This window comes from Enterobacter sp. 241F3 (assembly GCF_034106785.1).
Taxonomy (GTDB): domain Bacteria; phylum Pseudomonadota; class Gammaproteobacteria; order Enterobacterales; family Enterobacteriaceae; genus Enterobacter; species Enterobacter vonholyi.
Genome location: NZ_JAWNDD010000002.1, coordinates 30,687 through 56,165, shown reverse-complemented (window position 1 = coordinate 56,165; position 25,479 = coordinate 30,687). Strand labels below are relative to the sequence as shown.

Here is a 25,479-nt window from a genome sequence, read left to right as displayed (position 1 = left end):
CTCTTAGGACTTCATCGGATGACTCTGGTAATCACCGATGGAGAATTTTGGTGGAGCTGGCGGGAGTTGAACCCGCGTCCGAAATTTCTACATCCTCGGTACTACATGCTTAGTTTGTCTTTACATTCGCACGCCAGCTGCGGACAGACACGCCACTAACGAACTAGCCTGATTAGTTTTAACGCTTCAACCCCAGGCAGGGCTTCCACGCGATCTCTTTTGGGTTTGACCTCTCTTTGATCCCCGTCTTAAGAGCGGAAGCTAGGGAGAGAGGGCTCAGAGCAGGTTATTAAGCTGCTAAAGCGTAGTTTTCGTCGTTTGCGACTATTTTTTTGCGGCTTTTAACGAGGCAAACCGCCCCTCGGCATGCACCTTGGGTTTCGCAAATCCCGTCGAATCCAGAATCAGCCCCAATAGTGTTGAACTGAGTATACCAGATTTCACTTCCTGGATACCAGCCCGGAACGCTAACTTATTGAATAGTACAATAAGTGTGCAGAATCAACGTCCTGCGTTTTTCATAATGCGCGCTTTGTCCAACTGCCATTCGCGCTCTTTCAGGTCAGTGCGTTTGTCGTGCTGTTTTTTACCCTTCGCGACGCCAACTTTCACTTTGCACCAGGCGTTTTTCCAGTACAGCGACAGGGCGACCACGGTGAAACCTTCACGGTTGATGCGTCCGTAGAGGGATTCCAGTTCACGCTTGTTTAGCAGCAGTTTACGCGTGCGCGTTGGGTCACACACGTAGTGTGAAGAGGCGACGGTCAGCGGCGTAAAGTTTGCGCCGAACAGGAAGGCTTCGCCATCTTTCAGGATCACGTAGCTATCGCCGATGTTGGCTTTCCCAGCGCGCAGCGATTTTACTTCCCAGCCCTGCAACGCAAGGCCAGCTTCGAATTCTTCTTCAATGAAATACTCGTGGCGAGCACGCTTGTTGAGCGCAATGGTCGCCGAGCCTGGTTTATGTGCTTTTTTCTTCGTCATAAGTGTCGTAAAGCCGTCGGTAATCTGATTTCAAAAAGTCACCTCATTGCGTCCTGTGAGGTCTAACGCGCTATCTTAGCACGAGATGAGGCTTAGCGTTTTTTTAACAGGTGATAAATGTTATTATTTGTCCGTTGTGTGACCATGGGAAATGCTATGCCTCAGATTAGCCGTACTGCGCTTGTGCCTTACAGCGCGGAACAAATGTATCAGTTAGTGAACGACGTTCAGTCTTATCCAGAGTTTATTCCGGGATGCACCGGGAGCCGCGTTCTGGAGTCTGGCCCGACGCAGATGACCGCGGCGGTGGATGTCTCCAAAGCGGGGATCAGCAAGACGTTCACCACCCGTAATACGCTGACGAGCAATCAGAGTATTTTGATGCATCTGGTGGATGGTCCGTTTAAGACCCTGATGGGGGGCTGGAAGTTTACGCCGCTGAGCGCTGACGCCTGCCGCATTGAGTTCCATCTGGACTTCGAGTTCACCAATAAGCTGATTGAGCTGGCGTTTGGCCGCATCTTTAAAGAGCTGGCATCGAATATGGTTCAGGCGTTCACCACCCGCGCCAAAGAGGTTTACAGTGTCGCATAAGATTGCTGTGGAAGTGGTTTACGCGCTGCCGGAGAAGCAGTATCTGCAGCGCGTGACGCTGGAAGAGGGGGCGACCGTTGAGGCGGCCATCCGTGCTTCCGGCATCCTGGAGCTTCGCAGCGATATCGACCTGGCGAAGAATAAGGTCGGGATTTACAGCCGTCCGGTGAAGCTGGGCGATGTGCTGAAAGAGGGCGACCGGGTGGAGATTTATCGTCCGCTGATTGCCGACCCGAAAGAGTTGCGTCGTCAGCGTGCGGAGAAGGCCAGCAAGTAGCGCTTTCTTCCCCTTACCCTCTCCCCAAAGCGGCGAGGGGATCAACACAAAACAAAAAGGTGCTCAATGAGCACCTTTTTGCATTTCTGACACCGGATTATTTGGTCAGGGCAGGCTTGTTGTCGATGTTGGTCAACACACCGGCGCTGCTGAAGGTCAGCGTCAGGGTCTGCTGGGTCGCATCTTCATGGCCCGGCTTCTGGCGGAATACATAGAACCAGGTGTTAGTGCCAAACGGATCGGACATCATCGGGGTTCCCAGTGCATAAGCGACCTGCTGTTGTGTCATCCCCACGCGGATTTTGGACACATCGTTAGGGGTAAGGTAGTTCCCCTGGTTGATGTCAGGACGGTAAACCACTTTCTCCAGAGTGGAACAGCCTGCGGTCAACATCAGAAGAACCGCTGCGGCAGCGGTCAGCATTTTACAACGCATAGTGATTTGATTCCTTTTCGGGCCCGAGCAGAACGCGGCTCATATGTAATATGCCGATGATAATAGACCTTGCCCCACTTTGAAACCGGTCTGGCGGCGTTTTTGTTGTTCTGTATGACCCTGAGATCCCGAAAAAGTTTATGCCGCCAGCAGTTCTTTCGCGTTCGCAAGCGTATTGCGCGTGACTTCGCTGCCGCCGAGCAGGCGTGCCAGCTCCTGCAGGCGAGCACGTTTATCCAGCGGCTTCATGTGCGTTTCGGTCATTTCACCGTCGGTTTCTTTGCTGACGATAAAGTGATGATGACCGCAGCCCGCAACCTGCGGCAGGTGGGTGACACACATCACCTGCGTTGATTCGCCGAGCTGGCGCAGCAGTTTACCCACCACTGCCGCCGTCGGGCCGCTGATGCCGACATCCACTTCATCGAAAATCAGCGCCGGGGTGTCCATTTTACGCGCGGTGATCACCTGAATCGCCAGCGCAATACGCGACAGTTCACCGCCGGAGGCCACTTTGGAAATCGCCTGCAACGGCTGCCCCGGGTTGGTGGTGACGCGGAATTCGATGCGATCCGCACCTTCCGCCGTCAGGTGATTCTCTTCAAAGCGAACGTCAATGGTGAAGACGCCGTGCGGCATCGCCAGCGTGTGCATGCTGTCGGTAATGTGCTGGCTTAACTCCTGAGCATAGTGCTGACGGATTTCATGCAGCTTTTGCGCTGTGGCCAGCGCCTGTTCATGGTGCAGGCTCACCGCCAGGGAGAGGGTTTCCAGCGAGTCAGCCTGATCGTCAAGCTGCTGCTGTTCTTCCAGCAGAGACTGATAGTAACCCGGGAGTTCTTCCGGCGTAACGTGGTGCTTGCGCGCCAGCGAGATCTGACGGGAGATACGCTGTTCCAGCTCAAACAGACGGTTCGGGTCGAGATCCAGACGCTCACAGTAGTGGCGCAGTTCATCACCGGCTTCAGAGATCTGAATGGCTGCCTCTTCCAGCATATCCAGGACGCCAGAAAGTTTGCTGTCCATGCCGACCAGTTCGGTAAGCAGCTGGCGGACGTTATACAGCTGGCTCTGCAGGTTCACGTCTTCGCCATCGGCCAGAAGGTTGAGCGCATTCTGACTGGTTGAGAGCAGATGCCCGCTGTTCGCCAGGCGTTTGTACTCTTCGTCGATTTGCTCAAACTCACCCGCCTGCGGGTTAAATTCATTCAGCTCTTTGAGCTGGTATTCCAGCAGCTCCGCGCGGGCGGCACGCTCCTGGCTTTGCTGCTGGTGCTGAGCGAGCTCGCGGCAGCTCTGATGCCACTGGCGATAGTGCTCGGCCATAAGCTGAGTAAGCGCGTACTCACCCGCATAGCCATCCAGCAGCGCTTTCTGCTGTTCGGGTTTGACGAGTTGCTGATGCGCGTGCTGACCGTGGATCTGAATAAGCAGCTGGCCGAGTTCACGAAGCTGGGAGAGCGGGACCGCCGTGCCGTTGATAAAGCCGCGGGAGCGACCGTCGCTGCTGATCACGCGGCGAAGTAAACACTCACGTCCATCTTCAAGCTGGTTCTGTTCCAGCCAGCGCTGGGCGGCAGGGGTGTCTTTCAGGGAGAAGCGGGCGCACAGGTCGGCACGGTTTGCGCCCATGCGCACCATGTCCCCCTCGGCGCGGCCGCCAAGGCACAAGCCGAGGGCATCAATGGCAATGGATTTACCTGCACCGGTTTCCCCGGTGATCGCCGTCATGCCGCTGTGGAAATCGATCTCAAGCTCACGAACAATGGCAAAGTTGCTGATGGTCAGTTGTGCCAGCATAATTGTTTTCCTGTATGAAAAACCATAACTGTGTTTTCATACAGTATAAACTGGTTTTATATACAGTAAAGTCCTGGATGCAAAATCAGAACAATTTTTTTGACCAGCCTAGCTTTGAGCTTAATGTGTTGAAATAGCTGTAATCTTTCGGATGAATCAAGTTCAGGTGGTAATCACACCTGCGAATAAGCACATCTTCACCTTCCTGAATTGGCAGCGCTATCTGGCTGTCGCAGCTGATCTCCAGGTCGTTACGGCGGTGCGAGAAGCGCAGACGAATCGTGCTGTCGCCGTTGATGACCAGCGGGCGGGCGGAGAGCGTGTGCGGGAACATCGGCACCAGGGTAATGGCGTCCAGAGAGGGGGTCAGAATCGGGCCGCCGGCAGACAGCGAGTAGGCGGTTGAGCCGGTCGGTGTCGAGATAATCAGCCCGTCGGAACGCTGGGAGAAGGCAAAGATTTCGTCGATATAGACTTCAAACTCGATCATGTGCGCCACTTTTCCGGGGTGAAGAACCACCTCGTTAATCGCGGTGCTGATGCGCTTCTGACAGTCCTGCTGGCACACCTGTGCCTCCAGTAAAAAGCGTTTTTCACTGATATAGTGACCTTCCAGCACGTCGGCCAGCTGCTGCTGGGCATTGTCCGGGTCGAGATCGGTTAAAAAACCGAGATTGCCACGGTTGATGCCGATGACCTTGATGTCATAACGCGCCAGCGTGCGCGCCGCGCCTAGCATGTTGCCGTCGCCGCCCACCACCACGGCGAGATCGGCCTGTTGGCCAATTTCCGCCAGCGTGCCGGTTTTGACGCTCTTCAGCTGCAGCTCCTGGGCAATCTGCTGCTCGACCATCACTTCATAGCCTTTGCTACACAACCAGCGATACAACATTTCATGTGTCGTTAGTGCGGTAGGGTGACGCGGATGCCCGACGATCCCAATACACCTGAAATGATTATTCATTTTCTGGAGGTCCTTGTGCCTGATGAATGATGACAATCTGTCTTGTTCCCTTGAATCCAGGAAACTGATCCCCATAATAAGCGAAGTTAGCGAGATGAATGCAGAAAAACGCGGAGAAATTCATGAGTAGTAAAGAACAGAAAACGCCTGAGGGGCAAGCCCCTGAAGAAATTATCACGGAACAGCACGATGAAGTTGAGGCTGTAGAGCCAGACGCATCTGCTGAGCAGGTGGACCCGCGCGATGAAAAAATTGCGAATCTGGAAGCCCAACTGGTAGAAGCACAGAATCGCGAACGCGAGAGTGTTCTGCGCATCAAGGCGGAAATGGAAAACCTGCGTCGTCGTACCGAGCAGGACGTTGAGAAGGCGCACAAGTTCGCGCTGGAGAAATTCGTCAACGAACTGCTGCCGGTGATCGATAGCCTCGATCGCGCGCTGGAAGTGGCTGACAAAGCGAATCCGGACAACGCGGCAATGATCGAAGGCATCGAACTGACGCTGAAATCCATGCTCGACGTGGTGCGTAAGTTTGGCGTGGAAGTGATTGCCGATACCGACGTTCCGCTGGATCCAAACGTTCACCAGGCGATTGCGATGGTTGAATCTGAAGAGATTGAAGCCGGTAAGGTACTGGGCGTAATGCAGAAAGGTTACACCCTGAACGGCCGTACCATTCGCGCGGCGATGGTGACCGTGGCGAAAGCGAAAGCGTAATTCGCAATCCGTAGTGCCGGGTAGCGGCGTTCGCCTTACCCGGCCTACAACCTTACTCCGCGATACTTTCGCGCAGGGGTTTTACGGGCAGGACTTTCACCTGCTTGATCATATTGTCCTGCACGTCCAGGATATCAATATCGTACTGTTCAATGCGCACCCGCGTGCCCGCTGCCGGTATCTCTTCCAGCGCTTCCAGAATCATCCCGTTAATGGTGCGAGCCTCATCTTCGGGTAAATGCCAGTTAAAGGCTTTGTTGAGTTCACGAATGTTTGCGCTGCCGTCAATCAGCACCGAGCCATCGTTTTGCGGGGTGACCTCTTCCGCGAGGGAGGGCGACATTGAGGTAGTAAAGTCCCCGACAATCTCTTCCAGAATATCTTCGACCGTCACCAGCCCCTGGATATCGCCGTACTCGTTGACCACCAGGCCGACCTTCTTCTTGTTTCGCTGGAATTTTACCAGCTGCGTGCTGAGCGGCGTTCCTTCCGGCACGTAGTAAATTTCGTCGGCGGCGCGCAGCATCACCTCTTTGGTGAACTCTTTTTTCTCGGTCATCAGACGGTACGCTTCGCGCACGCGGAGCATGCTGATAGCGTCATCCAGTGAATCACGATAGAGCACAATGCGCCCGTGCGGGGAGTGCGTCAGCTGGCGAACGATGGCTTTCCAGTCGTCATTAATGTCGATACCGACGATTTCGTTACGCGGCACCATGATGTCGTTCACGCTCACCTTTTCCAGATCCAGCACCGACAGGAGCATGTCCTGATTGCGTCGGGAGATCTGCGAGCGGGATTCATTCACAATGGTGCGCAGCTCCTCTTTGCTGAGTGCGCTGCTGATGGTGACGTCGGCTTTGATTCCCACCATCCGCATCAGGACGCGCGTCACCATGTTCAGCAGCCAGACCAGCGGCATCATCAGGATCAGCAGCGGTGCCAGCAGGAAGCTGCTCGGGTAGGCAACTTTCTCAGGATAAAGCGCGGCGATGGTTTTCGGCAGCACTTCGGCAAACACCAGCACCACGAACGTCAGCACGCCGGTGGCAATCGCCACCCCGGCGTTGCCGTAGAGGCGCATCCCGACGATGGTGCCGAGGGCAGATGCCAGAATGTTGACGAGGTTGTTGCCGATGAGCACCAGGCTTATCAGGCGATCCGGCTTGCGGAGCAGCTTTTCAACGCGACGTGCGGCACGGTTACCCTGTTTAGCACGATGACGTAACCGGTAGCGGTTTAAGGTCATCATGCCGGTTTCCGAGCCGGAGAAATAGGCGGAGATGACCACCATGACGATCAGGATAACGATCAGCGTGGTGGTAGAGATGTGTTCCAGGGGGAACTCCTTTGTTTCTTAGCCAGCAAATTGCTGTATGAAGCGGCTGCCAAAATAGGCAAGGGTGAGAATGCCCGCACCCGCGACGTTGAACCAGACCACGCGACGACCGCGCCAGCCTTCATGATAATGGCCCCATAACAGGACAATATAGACAAACCACGCGATGATGGAGAGCACCGCTTTATCGATATTCTCCACGCTGAACAGGTTCTTCATGTAAAACAGCCCCGTGCAGAGCGTGAGCGTCAGCAGCACCACCCCCACCTGGGTGATGTGGAACATCTTACGCTCAATGACCATCAGCGGCGGCATTTCATGGTTAAAGGCCAGCTTTTTGTTTTTCAGCTGGTAGTCAATCCAGGCGAGCTGCATGGCGTAAAGCGCGGCGATAATCAGCGTCGCGTAGGCAAAGAGCGACAGGCCGATATGCACCAGCATCCCCGGCGTCGCCTCCAGATGCGTAATGAACTCATTAGGCATAAAGGTGGCGAGGGCCAGATTGATCAGCGCGAAGGTGTAGACAATTGGCAGCAGCAGCCAGCCGCGATTTTTAGACGCGACGATGGTCATTACCGTACAGATCATCAGGCTGACCAGCGAGCCGACGTTGAGGACGCTCAGGTTTTGCACGCTGCCGTCACCGGGGATGATGCGTGATTCCAGCGCAAAGGCGTGGCTAATCAGTGCGATCACCGCCGAAAGAATAGCCATGCGCCGCCAGCCGCTGTTTTTTTGCAGCAGTCCGGGAATAATCAGCGCGAGGCTGACAGAGTAGGCAACAAGGGCGATCAGTGCGAAAACAGGCATATAGGCATCGACAGTTGTCTTAATAAGAAAGAGAAGCAGTATAACGTTACGTGACGCCTGCTCCAACCGTTGCATAACAACAAAGGCGCCTTCATGTTATACTCCGCCAAAATTCTGTGTATGTGTCGCTCAATGCGACCCAACGTTTCTACTCAGGCGAGAGACAATGTTTGATAATTTAACCGATCGTTTGTCGCGCACGCTGCGCAACATCAGCGGCCGCGGACGCCTTACTGAAGAGAACATCAAGGAAACGCTGCGCGAAGTGCGCATGGCGCTGCTGGAAGCAGACGTCGCGTTGCCGGTTGTTCGTGATTTTATCAACCGCGTAAAAGAGAAGGCGGTTGGTCATGAAGTTAACAAGAGCCTGACCCCGGGTCAGGAGTTCGTCAAAATCGTTCGTAATGAACTGGTTTCGGCGATGGGTGAAGAGAACCAGGTGCTTAACCTGGCCGCTCAGCCTCCGGCCGTGGTGCTGATGGCGGGCCTGCAGGGTGCGGGTAAAACCACCAGCGTCGGTAAGCTGGGTAAATTCCTGCGTGAAAAGCACAAGAAGAAAGTGCTGGTGGTCTCTGCGGACGTCTATCGCCCGGCGGCGATCAAGCAGCTGGAAACTCTGGCCGAGCAGGTCGGCGTAGATTTCTTCCCGTCCGACGTGGCGCAGAAGCCTGTCGACATCGTTAACGCCGCGCTGAAAGAGGCGAAGCTGAAATTTTACGACGTGCTGCTGGTGGATACCGCCGGTCGTCTGCACGTTGACGAAGCGATGATGGACGAGATCAAGCAGGTGCATGCCTCTATCAACCCGGTAGAGACCCTGTTTGTTGTCGACGCAATGACCGGTCAGGATGCGGCGAATACCGCGAAAGCGTTTAACGAAGCGCTGCCGTTAACCGGCGTGGTGCTGACCAAAGTGGACGGTGACGCCCGCGGCGGTGCGGCCCTCTCGATTCGCCACATCACCGGCAAGCCGATCAAATTCCTCGGCGTGGGCGAGAAAACTGAAGCGCTCGAGCCGTTCCACCCGGACCGTATTGCCTCCCGTATCCTCGGCATGGGCGACGTGCTGTCGCTGATCGAAGATATTGAGAGCAAGGTTGACCGCGCGCAGGCTGAGAAACTCGCCAGCAAGCTGAAAAAAGGCGACGGTTTCGATCTCACCGACTTCCTTGAGCAGCTGCGTCAGATGAAAAACATGGGCGGCATGGCCAGCCTGATGGGCAAACTGCCGGGCATGGGCCAGATCCCTGACAACGTGAAAGCGCAGATGGATGACAAGGTGCTGGTGCGTATGGAGGCGATCATCAATTCGATGACGCTGAAAGAGCGCGCTAACCCGGACATCATCAAAGGTTCCCGTAAACGCCGTATCGCAGCCGGTTGCGGCATGCAGGTGCAGGACGTTAACCGCCTTCTGAAACAGTTCGACGACATGCAGCGCATGATGAAGAAAATGAAGAAAGGCGGCATGGCGAAGATGATGCGTGGGATGAAAGGGATGATGCCTCCCGGTTTTCCAGGGCGTTAATCGCTTTTGAGATTGCTTTTTGCCCGAAAATGAGTAAAATTTTCGGGCTTTTAATATGACACCCGGGCTCCGTTCCTCGATGGGGCCCGGTTGTTTTATTCACACAAGAGGATGTTATGGTAACTATTCGTTTAGCACGTCACGGCGCTAAAAAGCGTCCGTTCTACCAGGTTGTTGTGACTGACAGCCGTAATGCACGCAACGGTCGCTTCATCGAGCGCGTTGGTTTCTTCAACCCACTGGCCGCTGGCGCAGAAGAAGAAACTCGTCTGGATCTGGATCGTATCGCTCACTGGGTTGGCCAGGGCGCTACTGTTTCCGATCGCGTTGCTACGCTGATCAAAGCAGCAAACAAAGCAGCTTAATCTGTCACGGTGGTCATGATGAGCAGTAAAGCACCTGTTGAACCGATCGTATTGGGAAAAATGGGTTCTTGCTACGGTATCCGTGGTTGGCTCAGAGTGTTTTCCTCCACTGAAGACGCTGATAGCATTTTTGATTACCAGCCCTGGTTTATCCAGAAAGGCGGTAAGTGGGAAGAGGTCGAGCTGGAAAGCTGGCGTCACCACAATCAGGACATCATCATCAAGCTGAAAGGCGTTGACGATCGTGATGCCGCGAATGCGCTGACTAATTGTGAAATTGTCGTGGATTCGTCGCAGTTGCCACAGCTGGAAGAGGGCGACTACTACTGGAAAGACCTTATGGGTTGCCAGGTAGTCACTACCGAAGGCTACAGCCTGGGGAAAGTCATCGATATGATGGAAACCGGGTCGAATGACGTTCTCGTCATTAAGGCAAACCTGAAAGATGCATTTGGCATCAAGGAGCGGTTGGTCCCGTTCCTCGATGGACAGGTTATCAAGAAAGTCGATCTCACTACTCAAACCATTGAAGTAGATTGGGATCCTGGTTTTTAAATTCTCCGGATAAACGGTAAAAGACGGCGCTATGTGGATTGGCATAATTAGCCTGTTTCCTGAAATGTTCCGCGCGATTACCGATTACGGGGTAACTGGCCGGGCAGTAAAGAATGGCCTGCTGAGCATCCAGAGCTGGAGTCCTCGTGACTTTACTCATGACCGGCACCGTACCGTGGACGATCGTCCTTACGGCGGCGGACCGGGGATGCTAATGATGGTGCAACCCTTACGGGACGCCATTCACACAGCAAAAGCCGCGGCAGGTGAAGGCGCAAAGGTGATTTATCTGTCACCTCAGGGACGCAAGCTTGATCAAGCGGGCGTGAGCGAACTGGCGACGAATCAAAAGCTGATTCTGGTCTGTGGGCGCTACGAAGGGATAGATGAGCGCGTAATTCAAACCGAGATTGACGAAGAATGGTCTATCGGCGATTACGTTCTCAGCGGTGGTGAGTTACCGGCAATGACGCTGATTGACTCCGTCGCCCGGTTTATTCCGGGTGTTCTGGGCCATGAAGCTTCGGCAACGGAAGATTCCTTTGCCGACGGGTTGCTGGACTGTCCACACTATACTCGTCCTGAAGTGTTAGAAGGGATGGAAGTTCCGGCAGTGTTACTGTCTGGAAACCATGCCGAGATACGTCGCTGGCGTTTGAAACAGTCGCTGGGCCGAACCTGGCTTAGAAGACCTGAACTTCTGGAAAACCTGGCTCTGACTGAAGAGCAAGCAAAGTTGCTGGCCGAGTTCAAAACTGAACACGCGCACCAGCAGCATGAACATGATGGGAATGCGTAATACGCTCCCGAATATCAGTTTACCCAGGATAAGAGATTAAATTATGAGCAACATTATTAAGCAACTTGAACAAGAGCAGATGAAGCAGGACGTACCTTCCTTCCGTCCAGGTGACACCGTGGAAGTGAAAGTATGGGTTGTTGAAGGTTCCAAAAAACGTCTGCAGGCATTCGAGGGCGTGGTTATCGCTATTCGTAACCGCGGTCTGCACTCTGCATTCACTGTTCGTAAAATTTCCAACGGCGAAGGCGTTGAGCGTGTCTTCCAGACTCACTCTCCGGTAGTTGACAGCATTGCTGTTAAACGTCGTGGTGCTGTACGTAAAGCTAAACTGTACTACCTGCGTGAGCGTACTGGTAAGTCTGCTCGTATTAAAGAGCGTCTGAACTAATAACGCGCTTTCGCAACATCCGAAAGCTTGTAGAAAACAAGGGGTTAGCGTAATGCTAACCCCTTTTTTATTGGCGATGGCGGCAAATTGGCGGCAGAGATTAACGTTTTGGCGATAGAAATAAAAAAACCTGCCGGAGCAGGTTCAAAGCCACAGACTACCCTGATTGTATTTTGAGGGGTGGGGCGGGGCTGGCACCACTTCACCTGGCTTAACTATGTACCTTGCAAGTGTTTCGTGTGTTACAAAAGTACAGCCACAGTTTATGTTTTGGCACTGGTGATAACGCTCTTTTGTTTCAGTGCTTAAATACCGGCTTGACCTTGCGTGTGAAGCGTCCTGGCATAACGGACAGTGCATCATAATTATATCCCCCTCTCATGACCTAGTCGGGATGATAAACCTCAGATTTGCATTTGCAAGATAAAGTTTGCATTGTTTAATCGTTGACTTGCTCGTACTCAACATCCGAAATCTTAACCTCAAGCTCTAAATTCGTCGTGTAGCCGTTCCCGTTGAGGTTATGCACCACCCGGCTGATTATCCATGCCTGCTCGTCTATAACGCGCTTAAAGCCTTTCACCGCGACTGGCGTTTCAGGAAATAAATCGGCGCGGCCAATAGCCAGCGATATTGAAAACTCCGCGACACCGCGCTGTAGCTTGTCCCACTTCGCCTGAGCGGCGCGCATGGCCTGCGCCTTTGTCGCGTAAATGGTCGTCAGCTCCAGCACGTTGTCAGCCTCACCGGCCATATACTCACCTTCGCGCGCTTCCTGCTCTTTTTTGGTTTTGGCATTCGCCGGGGCTTTGGTCGCTTTCGGGTGCTGCAGCGCGCGGAGGTGTTGCTCTTTGGGCTTTCTCTTGAGCTTCACCTTTTGCTTTTGCGGCTTCGGGTCTTTGGTGTGCAGCCACTTTGCCGTAACGCCGGTATAGGCTTCCCGGTCAGCAATGGCAAACTGATGACGATCGCCGTCGCCTCGCTCAAGCGTCATCTGCGGAATGGGCTTCCCGCTGGCCGTCTTACCGCTCCCCGCTTTCAGGAATAAAAGTTTCCCCGCTTTCACCGAAACTGACGCCCCGTTCCGGTCAGCCAGACGGGACAGAAACACCGCGTCGGATTCCTGCGACTGGTCAATGTGAGGCACCGCGACGGGTTTCAGCGTGTCGGCCACGCTGGCCGTCAGTTTATTGCGTGCCGCAATCGTCTCCACAATTTGCCCGAGCGTGGTGTCATGCCATGACTGTTCCCGGCGCGAGTTCAGCGTACCGCGAAAATCGGCGCTGCGCCCCCGGATGGTCAGCGTATCGGGTGCGCCCCTGTGCTCGATTTCGTCGACCGTGAACGTCCCTTTTTTTATCAGCGCGGAATCCTGCCAGCCTAACCACAGCGTCAACGTTGCGCCGCGCGGTGGCAAAGCTATCTGGCCGTCAGTGTCATCGAGCTCTATATCGAGCTGGTCGGCCTCGAATCCGCGATTGTCGGTCATGGTCAGGCTGATTAGGCGGTCACTAAAATCCTGCGTGATATCCTCGTTATCCAGCTTGAGCATAAACGCCGGAGCTATCTTCGCCCCGGCCTGAATATTCATACCCGTAATCATCCCGCCAGCCCTCCCAGCCAGTCACCGGCAGACGTGACCAGATTGTCGGCCTGCGTTTTCAGGTCGCCATAAATGGCTGCCAGCGATTTATCTGCACGCTTAAGCGAAAGGCTAAACTCGATTTTTCTCGCCGCTCCGTCGCTGAATAGCTCGGTGTGCGTGTGCGTCACTTTGTCGATGACATACATGCCGTGGATCATGCCCGTTCCGTCAATCAGCGGCCACGCGCGCCCCTCGTCTGCCATCAGCTCGATGGCGGTCAGTGACAGACGTCCGCCGGTAATTTCGGGATAGAGCACGCCCGACAGCGTGCGCGTGGTTTCACCTTCCCCGAGATACTGGTAAGCCGGTGGCTTTCCGATACGATCGTTTGACGCCCAGCGGTAATCCTTCGAATACTGCATGGACTGATAGGGCAGCGTGCGGCGCTCAAACACAAACAAACCTAAAACCATTAACATGCTTTATCTCCCTCAGTCATGGCGCATACTTGAGCGCTGACGCGCACGGTTTTCCCGGTCGAATTTATCGACAGCCTCGCGTAGCTGCCGGTCAAGGTCGCTGCCCGGCGCGATGCCACCATTCAGGTTGATGTTGTATTCAGGCTTGCTCTGGTCGACGTAAGTCTTACCAGTGGGTACCGTTACCGGCTGATATGCCTGATAACCGCCATATGCTGAGGTTGCCGGAATATAAGACCCATTTTGCGAGCCGGTGGCGGCACTGGCTTTTGCGGCCTTCTGGTCGAGGTCGCTCGATTCTTTATTGATAACCCCAAGCTTTTCCAGCAGCCAGTTAACGCCGGTACGCAATGTATTAAAGCTTTTGAGCGGTAACATCAGCGCTTCGGCCAGCATCTTACCGAACATCACACCCGCATTTTTGCAGCTGTCGAGCGTCTCCTGCGTCGATTTAACCGGTGCGATCAGGTCTTTAAACCACTGCCACGCCGCTTTCAGTTTGTCACCCAGCCAGTCAAAAACCGGCTTTAACGGTTCGAATAATTCCGTTACAGGGGCAAAAGCCTGCTTTAGCCCCTCCATTACACCCGAGAAAAACGCGCTGATTGGCTCCCAGTATTTGCGGATAAGCAGCGCACCGGCGACGATGGCAACGCCAATAGCCACTATCGGCCAGGTAAGCGCCCCGAGCACGGCCATAATGGCACCACCCACCACCGAGAAAATCGTTCCGAGCAGCGATGCACCGGCTATTAACATATTAATGCCGGTAATAACCGGCCAGGCAACGAGACCAATTGCCCCGACGATGCCAATTATTGCCATTGCACCGCCTGCGATGATGCCGATGGTTTGCGCCAGCCCCTGATTTTTCTGGATCCAGCCGTCGAGCTTTAACACATATTTCGTGGCGGTCTGGGTGAGCTTACGCAGTGAGCCCTCCTGCTGGTCAAACAGGTCAGTACCGACGGCCTCATAAGCTGACTGGAATTCTTTGAAGTCACCGCCGAGGTTGTCCTGCATGATTTTGACCAGCTCAGCGGTTTTCCCGTCCGAGGCTTTAAACGCCGCCGTGAGCTGGTCGAGTTTGCCGCTTGAGGCAGCGGTCATCAGTACCGCCGCCGCCGAGCTGGCTTCCTCACCAAAGATGGTTTTCATGTACTCGCCTTTCTGGCTTGTTCCGAGATTGTTTTTCTCAAAACTGCGCTGCATTTCTTTCAGAATGGCGAATATCGGGCGCGTGTTGCCCTTGCTGTCAGACGTTTTAACGCCGAGCTCTTTGATAGCCTCGTATGCCTTACCGGTCGGAGCCTGCAGGCGACTCAGGACGGCACGGCTGCCCGTCCCCGCCATCGAGCCGGTGATTTTGGCATCATGGAGCGCGCCGACCATTGCGGCTGTCTGCTCGATGCTGACCCCGGCATTTTTTGCCACCGGCGCAGCATACGTCAGCGCGTCGCTCAGCCCGTCAAAGTCAGCGGCCGTTTTGTTCATGGTCATCGACAGCACGTCGCCGATGTGCGCGATCTGGTCGTTAGACATCTGAAACGCGGATTTCATACCCGTCAGCAGCGCGGCGTTTTCTTCCATCGAGCGCCGGTTAGACAGCGCCATATTCAGCGTGACCGGCGTCGCCGCCTGAATCGCTGCGGCATCCCCGCCGCTTTTCGCAATGATAATCTGCGCGCTCGCCGCATCGTCTGCAGACGCAGCGGTATTGTCCCCGAGCTGGCGCGCCTGTTTGCGCAGCGCCTCCATTTCGGGTGACTGTTTATCGACGCCGAGCACGGCCTGCAGCTCAGAGTTTTTCTGTGCAAATTCATAGCCCGGCATCATCAACTTCACTCCGGCCATCGTTCCCGCCGTGGCGAATCCGACACCCGCCGCGCCTGCCGCAGCAGCGCCTCCGGCAAGGGATTTTCCGGCCTGATAACGCTCTTTAACCCGACTCAGTCGCGCCTGCTGTTGACTGACCCGAGCCAGTGCCTCGCGCTGTCGGTTGAGCTGTGCAGTTGTTTCACTGATGCTGGTTTTCAGTCGGCGCTCATCTGCCGACAGGGTGCGGGTATTAATCCCGGCCTGTGCGAGCTCGGTGCGCTGGCGCTGTACCGACTGCCTGAGACTGTTGTATTTGAGCTGCAGGTCAGCGGCGGATTTCTTTGCCGCCTCCATCGCGCGCGCCTGCGCGGTTGTGGGGTTCTGCGTGTTTTTAAACTGGACGGCCAGCGCGGCGGCTTCCTGTTTCGCCTTGTTAAGCGACTGGCCTGTCACGGCAAGCTGTGCGCTCGCTTTCCTGAATCCATCAATTCGGCCAGCCTGCGCATTCAGATCGCGCAGGCTGTTTTGAGAAGTGCGGATATCGCCAGCAAGGGTCTTGCTGGCAGTCTGGATAGCTTTAAGCGGTCGGCTTGCCCGGTCAACTGCGTTCAGCAGTACCTCAAGTCTGACGTTATTGCTCATGGTGGTGTCCGCTTCGCTGCAGCGCCTTTTCGCGCCATGTGATGAGCTCGGCCACGCTCAGGGAATTTAGCTCTGATGGCGGCCAGTGAAATATCACCGCGATATCCGCCATCAGGTCATCGACCGAAAGGTTATCCGGGAAGGTCAGCGTGCCGAAGATGGCGACAAAAAACCGACCACCTTACCGGCGAACAAAATCAGGTCTGACGCTTCCAGACGCATAACCTCGGGCTCGGTCAGCGCCGGGTACGTCATGCGCGGCAGCACCTTAATCAGCGCGTCGACGTCAGAGTTTGCCAGCGAGGCCAGACTCACGCCGCGCAGGGTTCCGGCGTTGGGTTTGGTCACGGTCACCTGTTCGATTTTTTGCTCACCGCGCATAATTGGATTATCGAGGATCACTATGTTCGGGTTTTCGGTTTCAGTGGTGGCGGTTTCGTTGATGTTTTCCATGATGTTGCTCTCTTTGAATGTGAGTAAGTGACCGGCCAGCCTGGCTGACCGGTTAACGGGTTACAGGCCAATCGCCCGGCGGTGCTCAGCGAGACGGTCGACGCCGTCGACCTTCATCACCATGTTGACGACGTCAATCTCGATGACCTCCTTGCCGTCGATCGTGAGCTGGTAGTACGAGCACTCAGTCGCGATTTTGGTCGTGCCGCTTTCACCCTGCTTGTTCTCGCCGCCGTCGTACTCCTTGTGACGGCCACGCATGACCACTTCAACGGCGGAAATTGCGCCGGTATCATCGCGCTGGAAAGAGCCGGTGAAGCGCAGCGGCACGCTGTCGGCACCCGGTGACGCGTACTGTGCCCACAGCTCAACGTCAGGCAGGCCGCCCAGCGTCCACTCAAGCGACAGCGCGTCGTCGTCGAGGCCGAGGTCAATCGACACCGAGCCCGGCATCCCGCCGCCGCGATACTTCTCAAGCTTGCGGGTCAGCTTTGGCAGGGTGACGGATTCAACGACGCCCATGTAGCTGAGACCGTCGTTAAACATATTCAGGTATTTCAGTTTGCGTGGTAACGCCATGCTCTGAGCTCCTTAGCTGTTGACCGAGTCTGACAGGTCTGCCAGATAGGTATCGGTGATGCGCTGGCGCAGGGTCAGGTTTTCCAGCGGCGGGACGGGGGTGTAGTCGTAATCGATATACAGCTTCCCGGCTTTCAGGGTTTCCACGGAGTTTGACTCCGGGTCGTACCAGCAGGAGCCGTCAACGATATAGCCGTTGTTTTTCAGCTCGCGGAATTTGGCATTGATACCGGCGACGATGTCGCGGATAAGCGTTGCGGAAACGGGCTTATCCATCGCCCACGCGTGCGCCTCCGCCATCGTGTCGGCCAGCACCTGCGCCGTGCGGGTGTAGTTTTCAAACACGAATAACGGATCGTCAGAACAGGTGCGGTTGCCCCAAAACTTAAAGCCGTCGTTGCGGATGAGCGTTGTCACTCCGGCCTGATTAAGCAGGTTGGCGTCGGTGGCCTGCTCCTGCAAATCCCATGAGACCGAGGCACTGACGCCGGTGACGCCATTTACACCCACGTTAGACAGCGTTTTGTGCCAGCCGATAGTCTGGTCGATTCTGGCGCGCAGGCCGAGCGCGCGGGCGGTCGCCCATGCAATATCGGTTTCGTTCGCCGTGGTGTCCCATGCCAGAAAATCAGGATGAATGACCATCAGCTCGCGCTGGCTGAAATTCTCACGGTATTTGATGGCGTCGGAAATGGTCTTGCAGCCCCACGCGCTCACGTAGCCGAACGCGCGCAGGCTCTGGCAGGTCGACGCAAGCGCGGTCGCCACTTCCTGAGAATCAAGTCCCGGCACGCCGAGAATGCGCGGCTTAACGCCGGTGACGGTTTTCGCCGTTAACAGCGCTTTCAGCCCGGTGTATTTGCCGTTTTCGTCGGTCGTGCCGATGATGTTGGAAATGGTTTCTTTCTGCGCCGCTTCGGGGTCTTCCGGGTCTTCAATACCTTCAGGAACGCGCACCACCACAATGACCGGCTTGCACTGGTCGGCGATGGCCTGCAGGGATTTTGACAGCGTGCCTTTTTTACCGGCTTTCCCGATCGCCGTTTGCACGCTGGTAATCAGTACCGGCTCATTAAGGGGAAACGTCTTGTCGTCAGCATCGCTGGCCGTGCAGACCATGCCGATGATGGCCGTCGAGACGGTGGAAATGGTGCGCGTGCCATCGTTAATCTCGATGACCTCGACGCCGTGATGATAGTCGCCCATCTGTTTAACTCCGTGGTTAAGGGGTGCGACTATTTTCTGTTGTGCGTCGCGCAGGTGCGATGCAATGCCGTTGGTGGAGGGATAACACAACAGACAAAAAAGCCCTCCGGGTGGAGGGCTTCGTTTATTCTGGTCTTTCCGGCCACTCGATATCCGGCGCCGCAGAGGTGTCGATCGCGTTCAGTGCTTGAATGTATTTCATCCATGTAATCAGGCTGGCCTTGTCATCGTCGCTGATGATGCCGAGCTGCAGCTCAGTCTGCCACAGGCTGATAGTGCTTTGTGCCTTATTCAGCAGCGCGGATTTTTTCTGTTCTGCCTCCTTAGCATGACCATTTTTCTGCGCGTCCTTATCCGTGACCCATTCGCTACCGTTCCAGCGGTCATAGGGGGTAGACGGTGCAATCGTAGTTACGCCGACGGCATAGTCACCGGGCGCGGTAATGTTGACCAGCTGACCGGTTTCCGTGTCATAAACCGTTTCGCCCCGGTGGTCTGCAACATACTCCCACCCGTCAAGACTGGCCGTGCGGCACACCGCGAAACCCTCCTTTTTTTCGACCGGTGCATCGGTGCAGGAATTAGCAGGAATACCCACGCCCACAGCCAGAAACTCGACAGACGAAGCCAGATATTCGCGGGTTTCACCGTCAAAGTTATAGACGGTCATGTCACCGGCTTTTGTGGTAATGCCCTGTTTGTTCAGTGTTGCTTTCGCCATTATGCCGCCCTCACGATGTAGTTAAATGCAATGTTGCGCGGTCGGTTTTCAGAGGAGACAGGCACAATTCTGGAGGCATCAAAGCTAAAATTAACAACCCCATTCCCTTGCCCCGAGGGAGCAAGAGTTAAGCCTGTGGTTTGCGATACATTCTCAACAACACTGCCAAATGCACCTTCACGATAAATACTTGGGTACAATTGCGTATTACCAAACTTACCAGTGATATTACGAATAGCATCACCCTGAGCCGACAGCAGGCCACGCCCGGAATCCACACCGCGCCCGTCATCCCACCCTCGTAGAAACTCACCGCGCAAATCGGGCAGGCTACCGGATGGATAGGCGACAGCCAGCTTTGGATATTTCGCCTTGTCAAAAACCGCACCGTTGCATTTTAACCAGCCCTCCGGCGGCGTTGCCTGCGGCCACGGCAGCGGAAAACCGACCGGAATGTATTTATCAATATCCGCCGTTTTGAGGTATTGCGTGTGCGGGTCAGCAGCGCCGAGGTGTGCGGCCAGCAGATTATCGGTATAGGCTTTCACCTCGATAGCCTTGTCCTCGACATACTGCCGCGTTGCCAGCACTACCGACGGGTCGATTTTCAGGGTAATGGCCGACGTGCTCGACACAATCAGAATCATGCGAATGGTCTGCGTGCGGCCGCTTCCCTCCTGCAGCTGCGGCTTGTAGGTCTCCGGGCAGTTTGCCACGGCAATCAGAATCCCCTCATCATCGTAGAGGCCAATCTCGCGGATCCAGAAACCGCCCTCATTCTCGGGAATAATCTGTTCCGCGATAATCTGGCTGGTATTGGCCGGGTCAACGTTCAGCAGGTTCAGCGGCGCGATGCGCTTCTGGTTAATGAGCTTCGTCTGTGCCGGGTCAGGGGTCGGCAGCGTACCATTCGCATCACCGACGGCCATCTGCGTCAGGCTTAGTCTGGTACCGAGTGCCGCCGCGTTCGCCAGCCGCGCCGCGCCCTGATTGGTCAGAATGGCAAAATATTTTGCGGTCATGCGTTCACTCTCAGGTTATCAATCAAATGGATGGCCGAGGCCGGGTAATATTCACCGCCGACGACAATTTCCTCGGGGGTGTAGGGGTAAACGGTGAGCGCGTCGCCGTCGTAGCATCCCGCGCCGACATACAGCTCACCGGTCGCACTCAGGCTGATAGCCAGCCCCGTCAGGTGGCGGCTTGCCGGTTTGGCATCTTCAATCAGGCGCTCGAGCTCCTGATACATTTCGTCAGTAATGCCGCTGTCGAGCACCCCGACAACGAGGCGGAAAGTACCTGGCGCTTCGTCAAGCTGCCACCACTCGCGCACCTCAATCAGAAAGCCGAGCGGCTCAACCACCCGACGCAATGCGCTGATGGTGCCTTTGTGCTGATGGACAAAAAATGAGGATGCACACACGCTGCGCTTTGTCGTCTCCGGCCACTTCTCATCCCACCGGTCGACCGACAGCGCCCACGCCAGATACGGCAGCAGGTTTACCGGGCAGGTACGCCAGTTCCACAGGGTGCGCAGTGGTACCGGCACGCGCTGAATTTCAGAGAGCGCGGCAGCGGCGGCGACCTCCAGCGGCGACGAGCCAACGGGTAACAGCCGGTCACTCATCCGAGCCCCCGATAGTTATCTGGTACTCGGTACAGTTCGACGCCTGCGACTTACTCAGCACAATGTCGGCCTGCGGTGATGCCAGCTCGACACGCTGCACCCCCTCAACATGCAGCGCCGCGTAAATGGCTGACAGGCGGATATCACGCCCGAGGCGGTGCTGCGCGCTGATATAGCTCTGAAGCCTCTGCTCCGATGCCTGCCTGATGGGCTCAGACTCGGGACCGGGGTAAACGTAGATCGTCGCGTCAATCTGGTACGGCACAATCTGGGCTGACTGGACGGTTACCCGGTCGGCCACCGGTCGCACATCTTCGGCGTTCAGTGCTTTTTCAACGATTGCCAGTAACTCAGGGCTCGCGGTGCCGTCACCCTCACGGGATAACACGGTAATCGTCACGCAGGCGGGCGACGGGCTTTCGACCGAGACGTCAGCGACCCGCCCGTCGGCGCTGCGGCCGTGATACTCATAAGCACCGACCGGACCCGCCACGCTCAGGCCTTCAAATGCCTGTTGCGTACGCATACGCAGGTCGGTGTCAGACTCCATAACGGCAGGCGTTGGCGGTATGGTTGTGTCATCCGCCGGGGTGATGGTCAGGCGTTCGGTATTATTGTTTCCGGCCACGACGTCGAGGTCGCGACCGGTTGAATAGGCCAGCGTTACCGCCTGCGCGGCTTCATTCACACGCTGACGCCAGATAACTTCACGGTAGGCGTTTTCCTGCAGCAGCTTCACAATCGGCTCTGACTCAAGTGCCAGCGTCCGGGCGATAGCCTCCTGCTGATTTTCGGGATAAAGCGAAATTAGCGTCGCAATGCGTTCGGCAAGAATGGTTTCAAAGTCCAGTTCTTCCACCACATCGGGAACGGGTAACTGATTCAGGTCAACGGTTGCCATAGTGATTAGCTCAGTGGAATGGTGATGGAAAATGGCTGGCCGCCGGTTGAGCGGATGCCGGTGATGTCGACATACAGCCCGCCGTCGGTCTCCGACCGTTCAAAGGTAATGGTCGAGAGGTCTACGCGTGGCTCCCACTTCTGGATCGCGGAATAGCACGCGGCCATAATCTGGAGGCGCAGCGCCGGGGTCTGCGGCTGGTCAATCATCTGCGACAGGAGCGAGCCGTATTCACGACGCATGACGCGCGAGCCAACCGGCGTGACCAGAATGTCGCGCACGCTTTGCCGGATATGCTCAACCTCAGAGATACCGAGGCCGGTCTGGCTGTTCATTCCCAGATAACGCACCGTCATTGCGTCCCCTTAGTCCAGCTTCCGCCGCTCTGTACGTTGCCGTGCGCGTGGTTATCCACCTGCACGCCGTTTGATTTCAGTGTCCCGCCGGTGTGCTCGATGTTCCCGGACATAGTCCCGCCTTTCTGCACTTCGAGCGTGCCGGTCGTCAGCTTGTTGGTGCATACCACCTCCGGCGTATCGAGCGTGATGCGGCTCGACGCTTTCACCAGCACCACCGGCACGTTGGCTGTAATGGACTCAGACGCGGTGACGTCTGCGGTTTTGATGCCTGACACGGTGAGCGCGCCGTTTTCGGGCTCGTACTCAATAACCGCCCCGTCAGGAAAGGAAACATGAAGCGCATCAGTGGAGGCAGACGGCGCGGGATGGTCATCCGAAAAAATGCCGGGTAGCACAAATGCCGTATCGAGCTCGCCGCCGACAGCAAGCAAAAGCACCTGCTCGCCAACGGAGGGAGCCCACCATACGCGCGAGCGACCGGCGCGACTGGTAAGCCAGTTCAACCAGGTTGTTTCCATGCCGCCGGTCTGGACACGACAAAGCCCCTCGTCGTGGTCGACGTCGGTCACGATGCCAGTGCGGATAAGATTGCGGATCGCGCGTGCGATTTCCTGCAGAGAATTTAGATTATTCATAGGGAAAGGATGCCGCCGGGGGAGGCCAGCGGCAATGGAACGGTGTTTTGTGGTTGTTGTGACAACGCTCAGAGAGAGAGGTGTTTAATTATCAGCGTCTCGACGAGCTGTTTATCTTCCCGGCTGAATCCGAGTAACTGGCGCTCTGCATACTGCACGTCACGGCTGTGCGGGTTAGGGCGGTCTTTTAGCCCGTACTGATGCACTTTCACAATACGCTGCACTTTGCCGGTAAATTCCACCACCGCGCTGTTTTCACGGCCAGTGGCTTTCATGTACCGGCTTGTGCGGAGCTTCTGGAACATCGCCCGTTTAATCCGCCCGGTCTTTGCTCTGAGAGGCTGACGCTTTCGCGCCTGATACGGCGAGCCGTCTGGGGCTTTTTGCTGTTTGATACGTTGCTGTTGCGATTTGCGCAGCTCCTTTGCTATCTCTCCGGCAAGCTTACGGCGTGCAGCAGGTGACAGGGCAGCAATCAGACCGTTTAGCTTTTCATCAAAGGGCTTAAATTCACTCATCCCATTTACTCGCCAGCTCTCCGTCAAGATAGAGCTCTTTTGGTGGGGTTACGGGTTCCGGCAGCGGCGGCTCAGGGGCATAGCTCACGTGCAGCGCGCCGTTTTCCTCTTTGATGAGGGTGCGCTCGGTGAGCTGCAGGCTGATGCTGATGTCGACGCTGTCCCCGTCGTTTAAATCCATCTGGAAACGGTAGCCCTTTTTGCGCCCGTCATCGAGCGTGCAGATATCCGGCTGGTTTTCCCTTAGCCATGCGGCCACCGGCACGAAAATCAGGTCAGGGTCGCCCACAAAGTCACACACGATCACATTCAGGGTATAAATTTTCTCATGCGACAGCGAGGCCGCGAGACGCGCATCGATATTCCCCTCATCGGCAAAGATGCGCATCATTTCGGGGTTTGTTTCAAGCTGCGGAACGGCTTTAATCAGCGCTTCGCGCAGGCTGCGTGCTTTCTTCATCGAGTTTATCCTGACAGTCTTTGACGGTTTCAACCTGCAGCGCGCAGGCGGCGAGCGCGTGCTCAAGCCTGCGAATATCGGCGCTCAGATCGCCATTAGTGGCCGGGTCGCTTCCCGGCATCGGGCAATAGCTCACCCTCGGGCAGGCGCTGTAAACAATGACCGGCTGAGGCACAGGCGGCGCGGGTGTGCAGCCTGCGCACAACATCAGGCAGTTCAGCGCTATACCAGCGGCGTAAGGTTTCATTCTCATTTATCAGCCTCGTAATGGTTTCTTCACGCCGCACGGCCATCGCACCGGCGGCCAGCAGTTCGCCGCGTAAACTGACCTGCGCGGTTTCGTTTCGCCTGGCAATTCCCTGCGAAACGGAAAGCTGATTTTTCAGCATTCCGATCGCGGTTTTTTGTTCGGTGGCTACCTTGTTTGCCCGTTCAAACGAGCGCGTCAGCTTGCCGTTTTCATGACGCTGCCAGAGCACAACCGCCATCAGCGCGGCCAGTAAAAACAACATCACTTTCATTGAATCCCCCTGAGGCAGTAAGCACGCTCGCGCGCGCGGCGGCTCTCCAGCCCTTTGTTAATTTCGCCATTCACGTAAACCCAGCGAGGGAGCTGGTCGCACACCTGCCACCATTGATGACGCTTGATATAGGCGACCATCGTCGACCGGCAGGCCGCACCGGTTCCCACGTTGAATGAGAAGCTGACCAGCGCGTCGTAAATGTGCTGCGGCATTTCCACCGGCACGCAGACTGCGAGACGCTTCTCGACGTTCATCACATCCGCGACGAGGTTCGCCGCCGCCTGACGTTCGGTGATTTCCCCCTTAGGCACGACGCCTGCAGTGTGGCCGATGCCCGACGTCCACACTCCCGCGCTGCACTGGTAAGGCGTCAGGCGACAACCTTCGAGATCGGCAATCAGCGCCAGCCCCTCGGGCGAGGTGTTAAGCAGACGAAAGTCAGGCATCAGCGCTGCCAGCGCCAGCACGGCGGCCACACTGCACTTTTTAACGATTGATTTCACGAATAGCCCCTTTATCGAGTCCGAGCGATGTCAGATAGAGGTACGTTTTGCGCTTAAACCAGTAGTTCGTCAGCGCGGTAAAAATGGCGCATCCGCCGCCCACGTAAAGCGCCATCTTTTCGGGGGACATTGCTCCGACATACGCCAGCCCCACGGCCAGCCAGTAGGCGATAAACGTGGTGATTTTTTCCATACTCAGTCCCATAGATTCACCGTTTCGGTTCTGGCCGCGCTCTCGGTCTCGGGCAGCTCTACTGCCGTGCCGTGCGGCAGAATGACGCCGAGCTCGGACAGGCCGGGATTAGCTTCTAAGACGGTTTCGACCACGCCCTCAGTGCGCCCGTAGTACCGGGCGCAAATCGCGTCGAGGGTGTCGCCCTGCAGCGCATACGCTTTCATCAGATTTGCCCCACGATACAGCGCGCTTTGTCCTGGATGCGCGCCACAGACCAGCGCATATCCCGCCACATTTCATCGATAGTGCTGTCGATGCTGTCGGCTTTTTTGTCCCCTTTGGCGGTCGCATCCACGCCGCGAAAACGCTCATAAAGCGTGGCCGTCGTCATCGAGCACACGGCGTTGAAGTAGTGGAAAACGCGCACGCTTTCGCCGTCGAGTTTGTCGGTCGGGACATCCGCCAGCGTGGCGTAACCGGCATCGAGCTGAACTTCGCGCCAGTCGCTCAGCTCCGCGTTAGTCTCCGCAATGGCGGTCTTAATCGCCCGGCGCAAGCGCACGGGGGAAACGGTCTGCTCTAAACGCATTTCCTCGCGCACGCGCTTCGGATCCACGTCAGGAAAAAACGGGGTGTTTTTGATTACCGGCTCGCTCACGCCCGGCGGCGGTATCACCACGCCCGGCACATCCTGCGGCTCTTTTTTTGGCTCAATAATCAGCGTCGTCATGACAAC

The 25,479-nt window shown here is 56.0% G+C and carries 36 protein-coding genes and 1 other RNA gene; 8 read left to right on the top strand and 29 right to left on the bottom strand.

Going from position 1 to position 25,479, the window contains the following annotated elements:
* Positions 1-48: 48 nt before the first annotated feature.
* Together ssrA and smpB are read right to left on the bottom strand one after the other, a co-directional pair.
* Positions 49-412, bottom strand: a transfer-messenger RNA (tmRNA) gene (gene ssrA, locus UR504_RS07540).
* A gap of 89 nt (positions 413-501) precedes the next feature.
* The gene (gene smpB / locus UR504_RS07535; protein WP_008502505.1) at positions 502-984 is read right to left on the bottom strand and encodes an SsrA-binding protein SmpB; all 483 of its coding nucleotides are present in this window, start codon (positions 982-984) and stop codon (positions 502-504) included.
* Between the two features lie 156 nt (positions 985-1,140).
* On the opposite strand from smpB, the gene UR504_RS07530 reads away from it, so the two are divergent.
* Entirely contained in the window at positions 1,141-1,578 is a 438-nt protein-coding gene (locus tag UR504_RS07530; protein WP_014832955.1) for a type II toxin-antitoxin system RatA family toxin, read from the top strand.
* Positions 1,568-1,855 (top strand): RnfH family protein, encoded by a 288-nt coding sequence (locus UR504_RS07525; protein WP_008502503.1) that lies wholly within the window; start codon positions 1,568-1,570, stop codon positions 1,853-1,855. Before UR504_RS07530 ends, UR504_RS07525 begins: the two co-directional genes overlap by 11 nt.
* Before the next feature lie 97 nt (positions 1,856-1,952).
* Here the strand turns inward: UR504_RS07525 and bamE are convergent, their stop codons facing one another.
* From bamE to nadK, 3 genes are all read right to left on the bottom strand, one after another.
* On the bottom strand, positions 1,953-2,291 hold the full coding sequence (gene bamE / locus UR504_RS07520) for an outer membrane protein assembly factor BamE (protein WP_008502502.1): 339 nt from the start codon (positions 2,289-2,291) through the stop codon (positions 1,953-1,955).
* Between the two features lie 138 nt (positions 2,292-2,429).
* Entirely contained in the window at positions 2,430-4,091 is a 1,662-nt protein-coding gene (gene recN, locus UR504_RS07515) for a DNA repair protein RecN (RefSeq protein WP_023616819.1), read from the bottom strand.
* Positions 4,092-4,176: 85 nt separating this feature from the next.
* The gene (gene nadK / locus UR504_RS07510) at positions 4,177-5,055 is read right to left on the bottom strand and encodes an NAD(+) kinase (protein WP_008502500.1); all 879 of its coding nucleotides are present in this window, start codon (positions 5,053-5,055) and stop codon (positions 4,177-4,179) included.
* Between the two features lie 122 nt (positions 5,056-5,177).
* On the opposite strand from nadK, the gene grpE reads away from it, so the two are divergent.
* Positions 5,178-5,771, top strand: coding sequence for a nucleotide exchange factor GrpE (gene grpE, locus UR504_RS07505; RefSeq protein WP_136195203.1), 594 nt, complete (start codon positions 5,178-5,180; stop codon positions 5,769-5,771).
* A 52-nt stretch (positions 5,772-5,823) separates the two neighbouring features.
* On the opposite strand, the gene UR504_RS07500 is transcribed toward grpE, so the two are convergent.
* Complete coding sequence (locus tag UR504_RS07500) at positions 5,824-7,110, bottom strand: HlyC/CorC family transporter (protein ID WP_039263458.1); 1,287 nt, start codon at positions 7,108-7,110, stop codon at positions 5,824-5,826.
* 18 nt (positions 7,111-7,128) lie between these two features.
* Complete coding sequence (locus UR504_RS07495; RefSeq protein ID WP_032623031.1) at positions 7,129-7,920, bottom strand: inner membrane protein YpjD; 792 nt, start codon at positions 7,918-7,920, stop codon at positions 7,129-7,131.
* A gap of 166 nt (positions 7,921-8,086) precedes the next feature.
* Between UR504_RS07495 and ffh the strand changes: the two genes are divergently transcribed.
* From ffh to rplS, 5 genes are all read left to right on the top strand, one after another.
* Positions 8,087-9,448, top strand: a complete 1,362-nt coding sequence (gene ffh / locus UR504_RS07490) for a signal recognition particle protein (protein WP_014884878.1) — start codon at positions 8,087-8,089, stop codon at positions 9,446-9,448.
* Positions 9,449-9,564: 116 nt separating this feature from the next.
* On the top strand, positions 9,565-9,813 hold the full coding sequence (rpsP, locus tag UR504_RS07485; RefSeq protein WP_003863133.1) for a 30S ribosomal protein S16: 249 nt from the start codon (positions 9,565-9,567) through the stop codon (positions 9,811-9,813).
* Between the two features lie 15 nt (positions 9,814-9,828).
* Entirely contained in the window at positions 9,829-10,368 is a 540-nt protein-coding gene (gene rimM / locus UR504_RS07480) for a ribosome maturation factor RimM (RefSeq protein WP_223561258.1), read from the top strand.
* A 31-nt stretch (positions 10,369-10,399) separates the two neighbouring features.
* Positions 10,400-11,167: a tRNA (guanosine(37)-N1)-methyltransferase TrmD gene (gene trmD, locus UR504_RS07475; protein ID WP_014832949.1), complete on the top strand. Its 768-nt coding sequence runs from the start codon at positions 10,400-10,402 to the stop codon at positions 11,165-11,167.
* Between the two features lie 43 nt (positions 11,168-11,210).
* Complete coding sequence (gene rplS / locus UR504_RS07470) at positions 11,211-11,558, top strand: 50S ribosomal protein L19 (protein ID WP_002914145.1); 348 nt, start codon at positions 11,211-11,213, stop codon at positions 11,556-11,558.
* A 144-nt stretch (positions 11,559-11,702) separates the two neighbouring features.
* Here rplS and UR504_RS07465 read toward each other — a convergent pair whose 3' ends face one another.
* The 22 genes from UR504_RS07465 to UR504_RS07360 all read right to left on the bottom strand — a co-directional run bounded on the left by UR504_RS07465 (position 11,703) and on the right by UR504_RS07360 (position 25,473).
* Positions 11,703-11,921 (bottom strand): DNA-binding transcriptional regulator, encoded by a 219-nt coding sequence (locus UR504_RS07465; protein ID WP_071847085.1) that lies wholly within the window; start codon positions 11,919-11,921, stop codon positions 11,703-11,705.
* Between the two features lie 76 nt (positions 11,922-11,997).
* Positions 11,998-13,161, bottom strand: coding sequence for a phage late control D family protein (locus UR504_RS07460; protein WP_320739555.1), 1,164 nt, complete (start codon positions 13,159-13,161; stop codon positions 11,998-12,000).
* Positions 13,158-13,622, bottom strand: coding sequence for a phage tail protein (locus UR504_RS07455; RefSeq protein WP_150182732.1), 465 nt, complete (start codon positions 13,620-13,622; stop codon positions 13,158-13,160). The genes UR504_RS07460 and UR504_RS07455 overlap by 4 nt, the downstream gene beginning before the upstream one ends.
* A gap of 12 nt (positions 13,623-13,634) precedes the next feature.
* A complete protein-coding gene (locus UR504_RS07450) occupies positions 13,635-16,082 on the bottom strand; it encodes a phage tail tape measure protein (protein ID WP_320739553.1) in 2,448 nt (815 codons plus the stop codon).
* Positions 16,072-16,230, bottom strand: a complete 159-nt coding sequence (locus UR504_RS07445; protein WP_316326018.1) for a GpE family phage tail protein — start codon at positions 16,228-16,230, stop codon at positions 16,072-16,074. The genes UR504_RS07450 and UR504_RS07445 overlap by 11 nt, the downstream gene beginning before the upstream one ends.
* The gene (locus UR504_RS07440) at positions 16,227-16,535 is read right to left on the bottom strand and encodes a phage tail assembly protein (protein ID WP_203461261.1); all 309 of its coding nucleotides are present in this window, start codon (positions 16,533-16,535) and stop codon (positions 16,227-16,229) included. The genes UR504_RS07445 and UR504_RS07440 overlap by 4 nt, the downstream gene beginning before the upstream one ends.
* Positions 16,536-16,595: 60 nt before the next feature.
* Positions 16,596-17,114, bottom strand: a complete 519-nt coding sequence (locus UR504_RS07435) for a phage major tail tube protein (protein WP_023333115.1) — start codon at positions 17,112-17,114, stop codon at positions 16,596-16,598.
* A gap of 12 nt (positions 17,115-17,126) precedes the next feature.
* A complete protein-coding gene (locus UR504_RS07430; protein WP_320739550.1) occupies positions 17,127-18,320 on the bottom strand; it encodes a phage tail sheath protein in 1,194 nt (397 codons plus the stop codon).
* 124 nt (positions 18,321-18,444) lie between these two features.
* Positions 18,445-19,041: a tail fiber assembly protein gene (locus UR504_RS07425; RefSeq protein WP_320739548.1), complete on the bottom strand. Its 597-nt coding sequence runs from the start codon at positions 19,039-19,041 to the stop codon at positions 18,445-18,447.
* The gene (locus UR504_RS07420; RefSeq protein ID WP_320739547.1) at positions 19,041-20,063 is read right to left on the bottom strand and encodes a phage tail protein; all 1,023 of its coding nucleotides are present in this window, start codon (positions 20,061-20,063) and stop codon (positions 19,041-19,043) included. The genes UR504_RS07425 and UR504_RS07420 overlap by 1 nt, the downstream gene beginning before the upstream one ends.
* The gene (locus UR504_RS07415; RefSeq protein WP_213787202.1) at positions 20,060-20,668 is read right to left on the bottom strand and encodes a phage tail protein I; all 609 of its coding nucleotides are present in this window, start codon (positions 20,666-20,668) and stop codon (positions 20,060-20,062) included. Before UR504_RS07415 ends, UR504_RS07420 begins: the two co-directional genes overlap by 4 nt.
* Complete coding sequence (locus tag UR504_RS07410) at positions 20,661-21,569, bottom strand: baseplate assembly protein (protein ID WP_320739545.1); 909 nt, start codon at positions 21,567-21,569, stop codon at positions 20,661-20,663. The genes UR504_RS07415 and UR504_RS07410 overlap by 8 nt, the downstream gene beginning before the upstream one ends.
* A 5-nt stretch (positions 21,570-21,574) precedes the next feature.
* The gene (locus UR504_RS07405; protein ID WP_320739544.1) at positions 21,575-21,925 is read right to left on the bottom strand and encodes a GPW/gp25 family protein; all 351 of its coding nucleotides are present in this window, start codon (positions 21,923-21,925) and stop codon (positions 21,575-21,577) included.
* Positions 21,922-22,563 (bottom strand): phage baseplate assembly protein V, encoded by a 642-nt coding sequence (locus UR504_RS07400; RefSeq protein WP_320739542.1) that lies wholly within the window; start codon positions 22,561-22,563, stop codon positions 21,922-21,924. The genes UR504_RS07405 and UR504_RS07400 overlap by 4 nt, the downstream gene beginning before the upstream one ends.
* 68 nt (positions 22,564-22,631) lie before the next feature.
* On the bottom strand, positions 22,632-23,081 hold the full coding sequence (locus UR504_RS07395) for a phage virion morphogenesis protein (RefSeq protein ID WP_320739541.1): 450 nt from the start codon (positions 23,079-23,081) through the stop codon (positions 22,632-22,634).
* Entirely contained in the window at positions 23,074-23,541 is a 468-nt protein-coding gene (locus UR504_RS07390) for a phage tail protein (RefSeq protein ID WP_214551125.1), read from the bottom strand. Before UR504_RS07390 ends, UR504_RS07395 begins: the two co-directional genes overlap by 8 nt.
* Positions 23,504-23,749 (bottom strand): Rz1-like lysis system protein LysC, encoded by a 246-nt coding sequence (gene lysC, locus UR504_RS07385; RefSeq protein WP_320739540.1) that lies wholly within the window; start codon positions 23,747-23,749, stop codon positions 23,504-23,506. The genes UR504_RS07390 and lysC overlap by 38 nt, the downstream gene beginning before the upstream one ends.
* Positions 23,637-24,062 carry an Rz-like lysis system protein LysB gene (gene lysB, locus UR504_RS07380; protein ID WP_248201422.1) on the bottom strand — a complete coding sequence of 142 codons (426 nt, stop codon included), beginning with the start codon at positions 24,060-24,062 and terminating at the stop codon, positions 23,637-23,639. The genes lysC and lysB overlap by 113 nt, the downstream gene beginning before the upstream one ends.
* Positions 24,059-24,568, bottom strand: coding sequence for a lysozyme (locus tag UR504_RS07375; protein ID WP_320739539.1), 510 nt, complete (start codon positions 24,566-24,568; stop codon positions 24,059-24,061). The genes lysB and UR504_RS07375 overlap by 4 nt, the downstream gene beginning before the upstream one ends.
* A complete protein-coding gene (locus tag UR504_RS07370) occupies positions 24,552-24,773 on the bottom strand; it encodes a hypothetical protein (protein ID WP_001354073.1) in 222 nt (73 codons plus the stop codon). The genes UR504_RS07375 and UR504_RS07370 overlap by 17 nt, the downstream gene beginning before the upstream one ends.
* Positions 24,764-24,967, bottom strand: coding sequence for a tail protein X (locus UR504_RS07365; protein ID WP_023333101.1), 204 nt, complete (start codon positions 24,965-24,967; stop codon positions 24,764-24,766). The genes UR504_RS07370 and UR504_RS07365 overlap by 10 nt, the downstream gene beginning before the upstream one ends.
* The gene (locus UR504_RS07360) at positions 24,967-25,473 is read right to left on the bottom strand and encodes a head completion/stabilization protein (protein ID WP_047361211.1); all 507 of its coding nucleotides are present in this window, start codon (positions 25,471-25,473) and stop codon (positions 24,967-24,969) included. The genes UR504_RS07365 and UR504_RS07360 overlap by 1 nt, the downstream gene beginning before the upstream one ends.
* Positions 25,474-25,479: the final 6 nt, after the last annotated feature.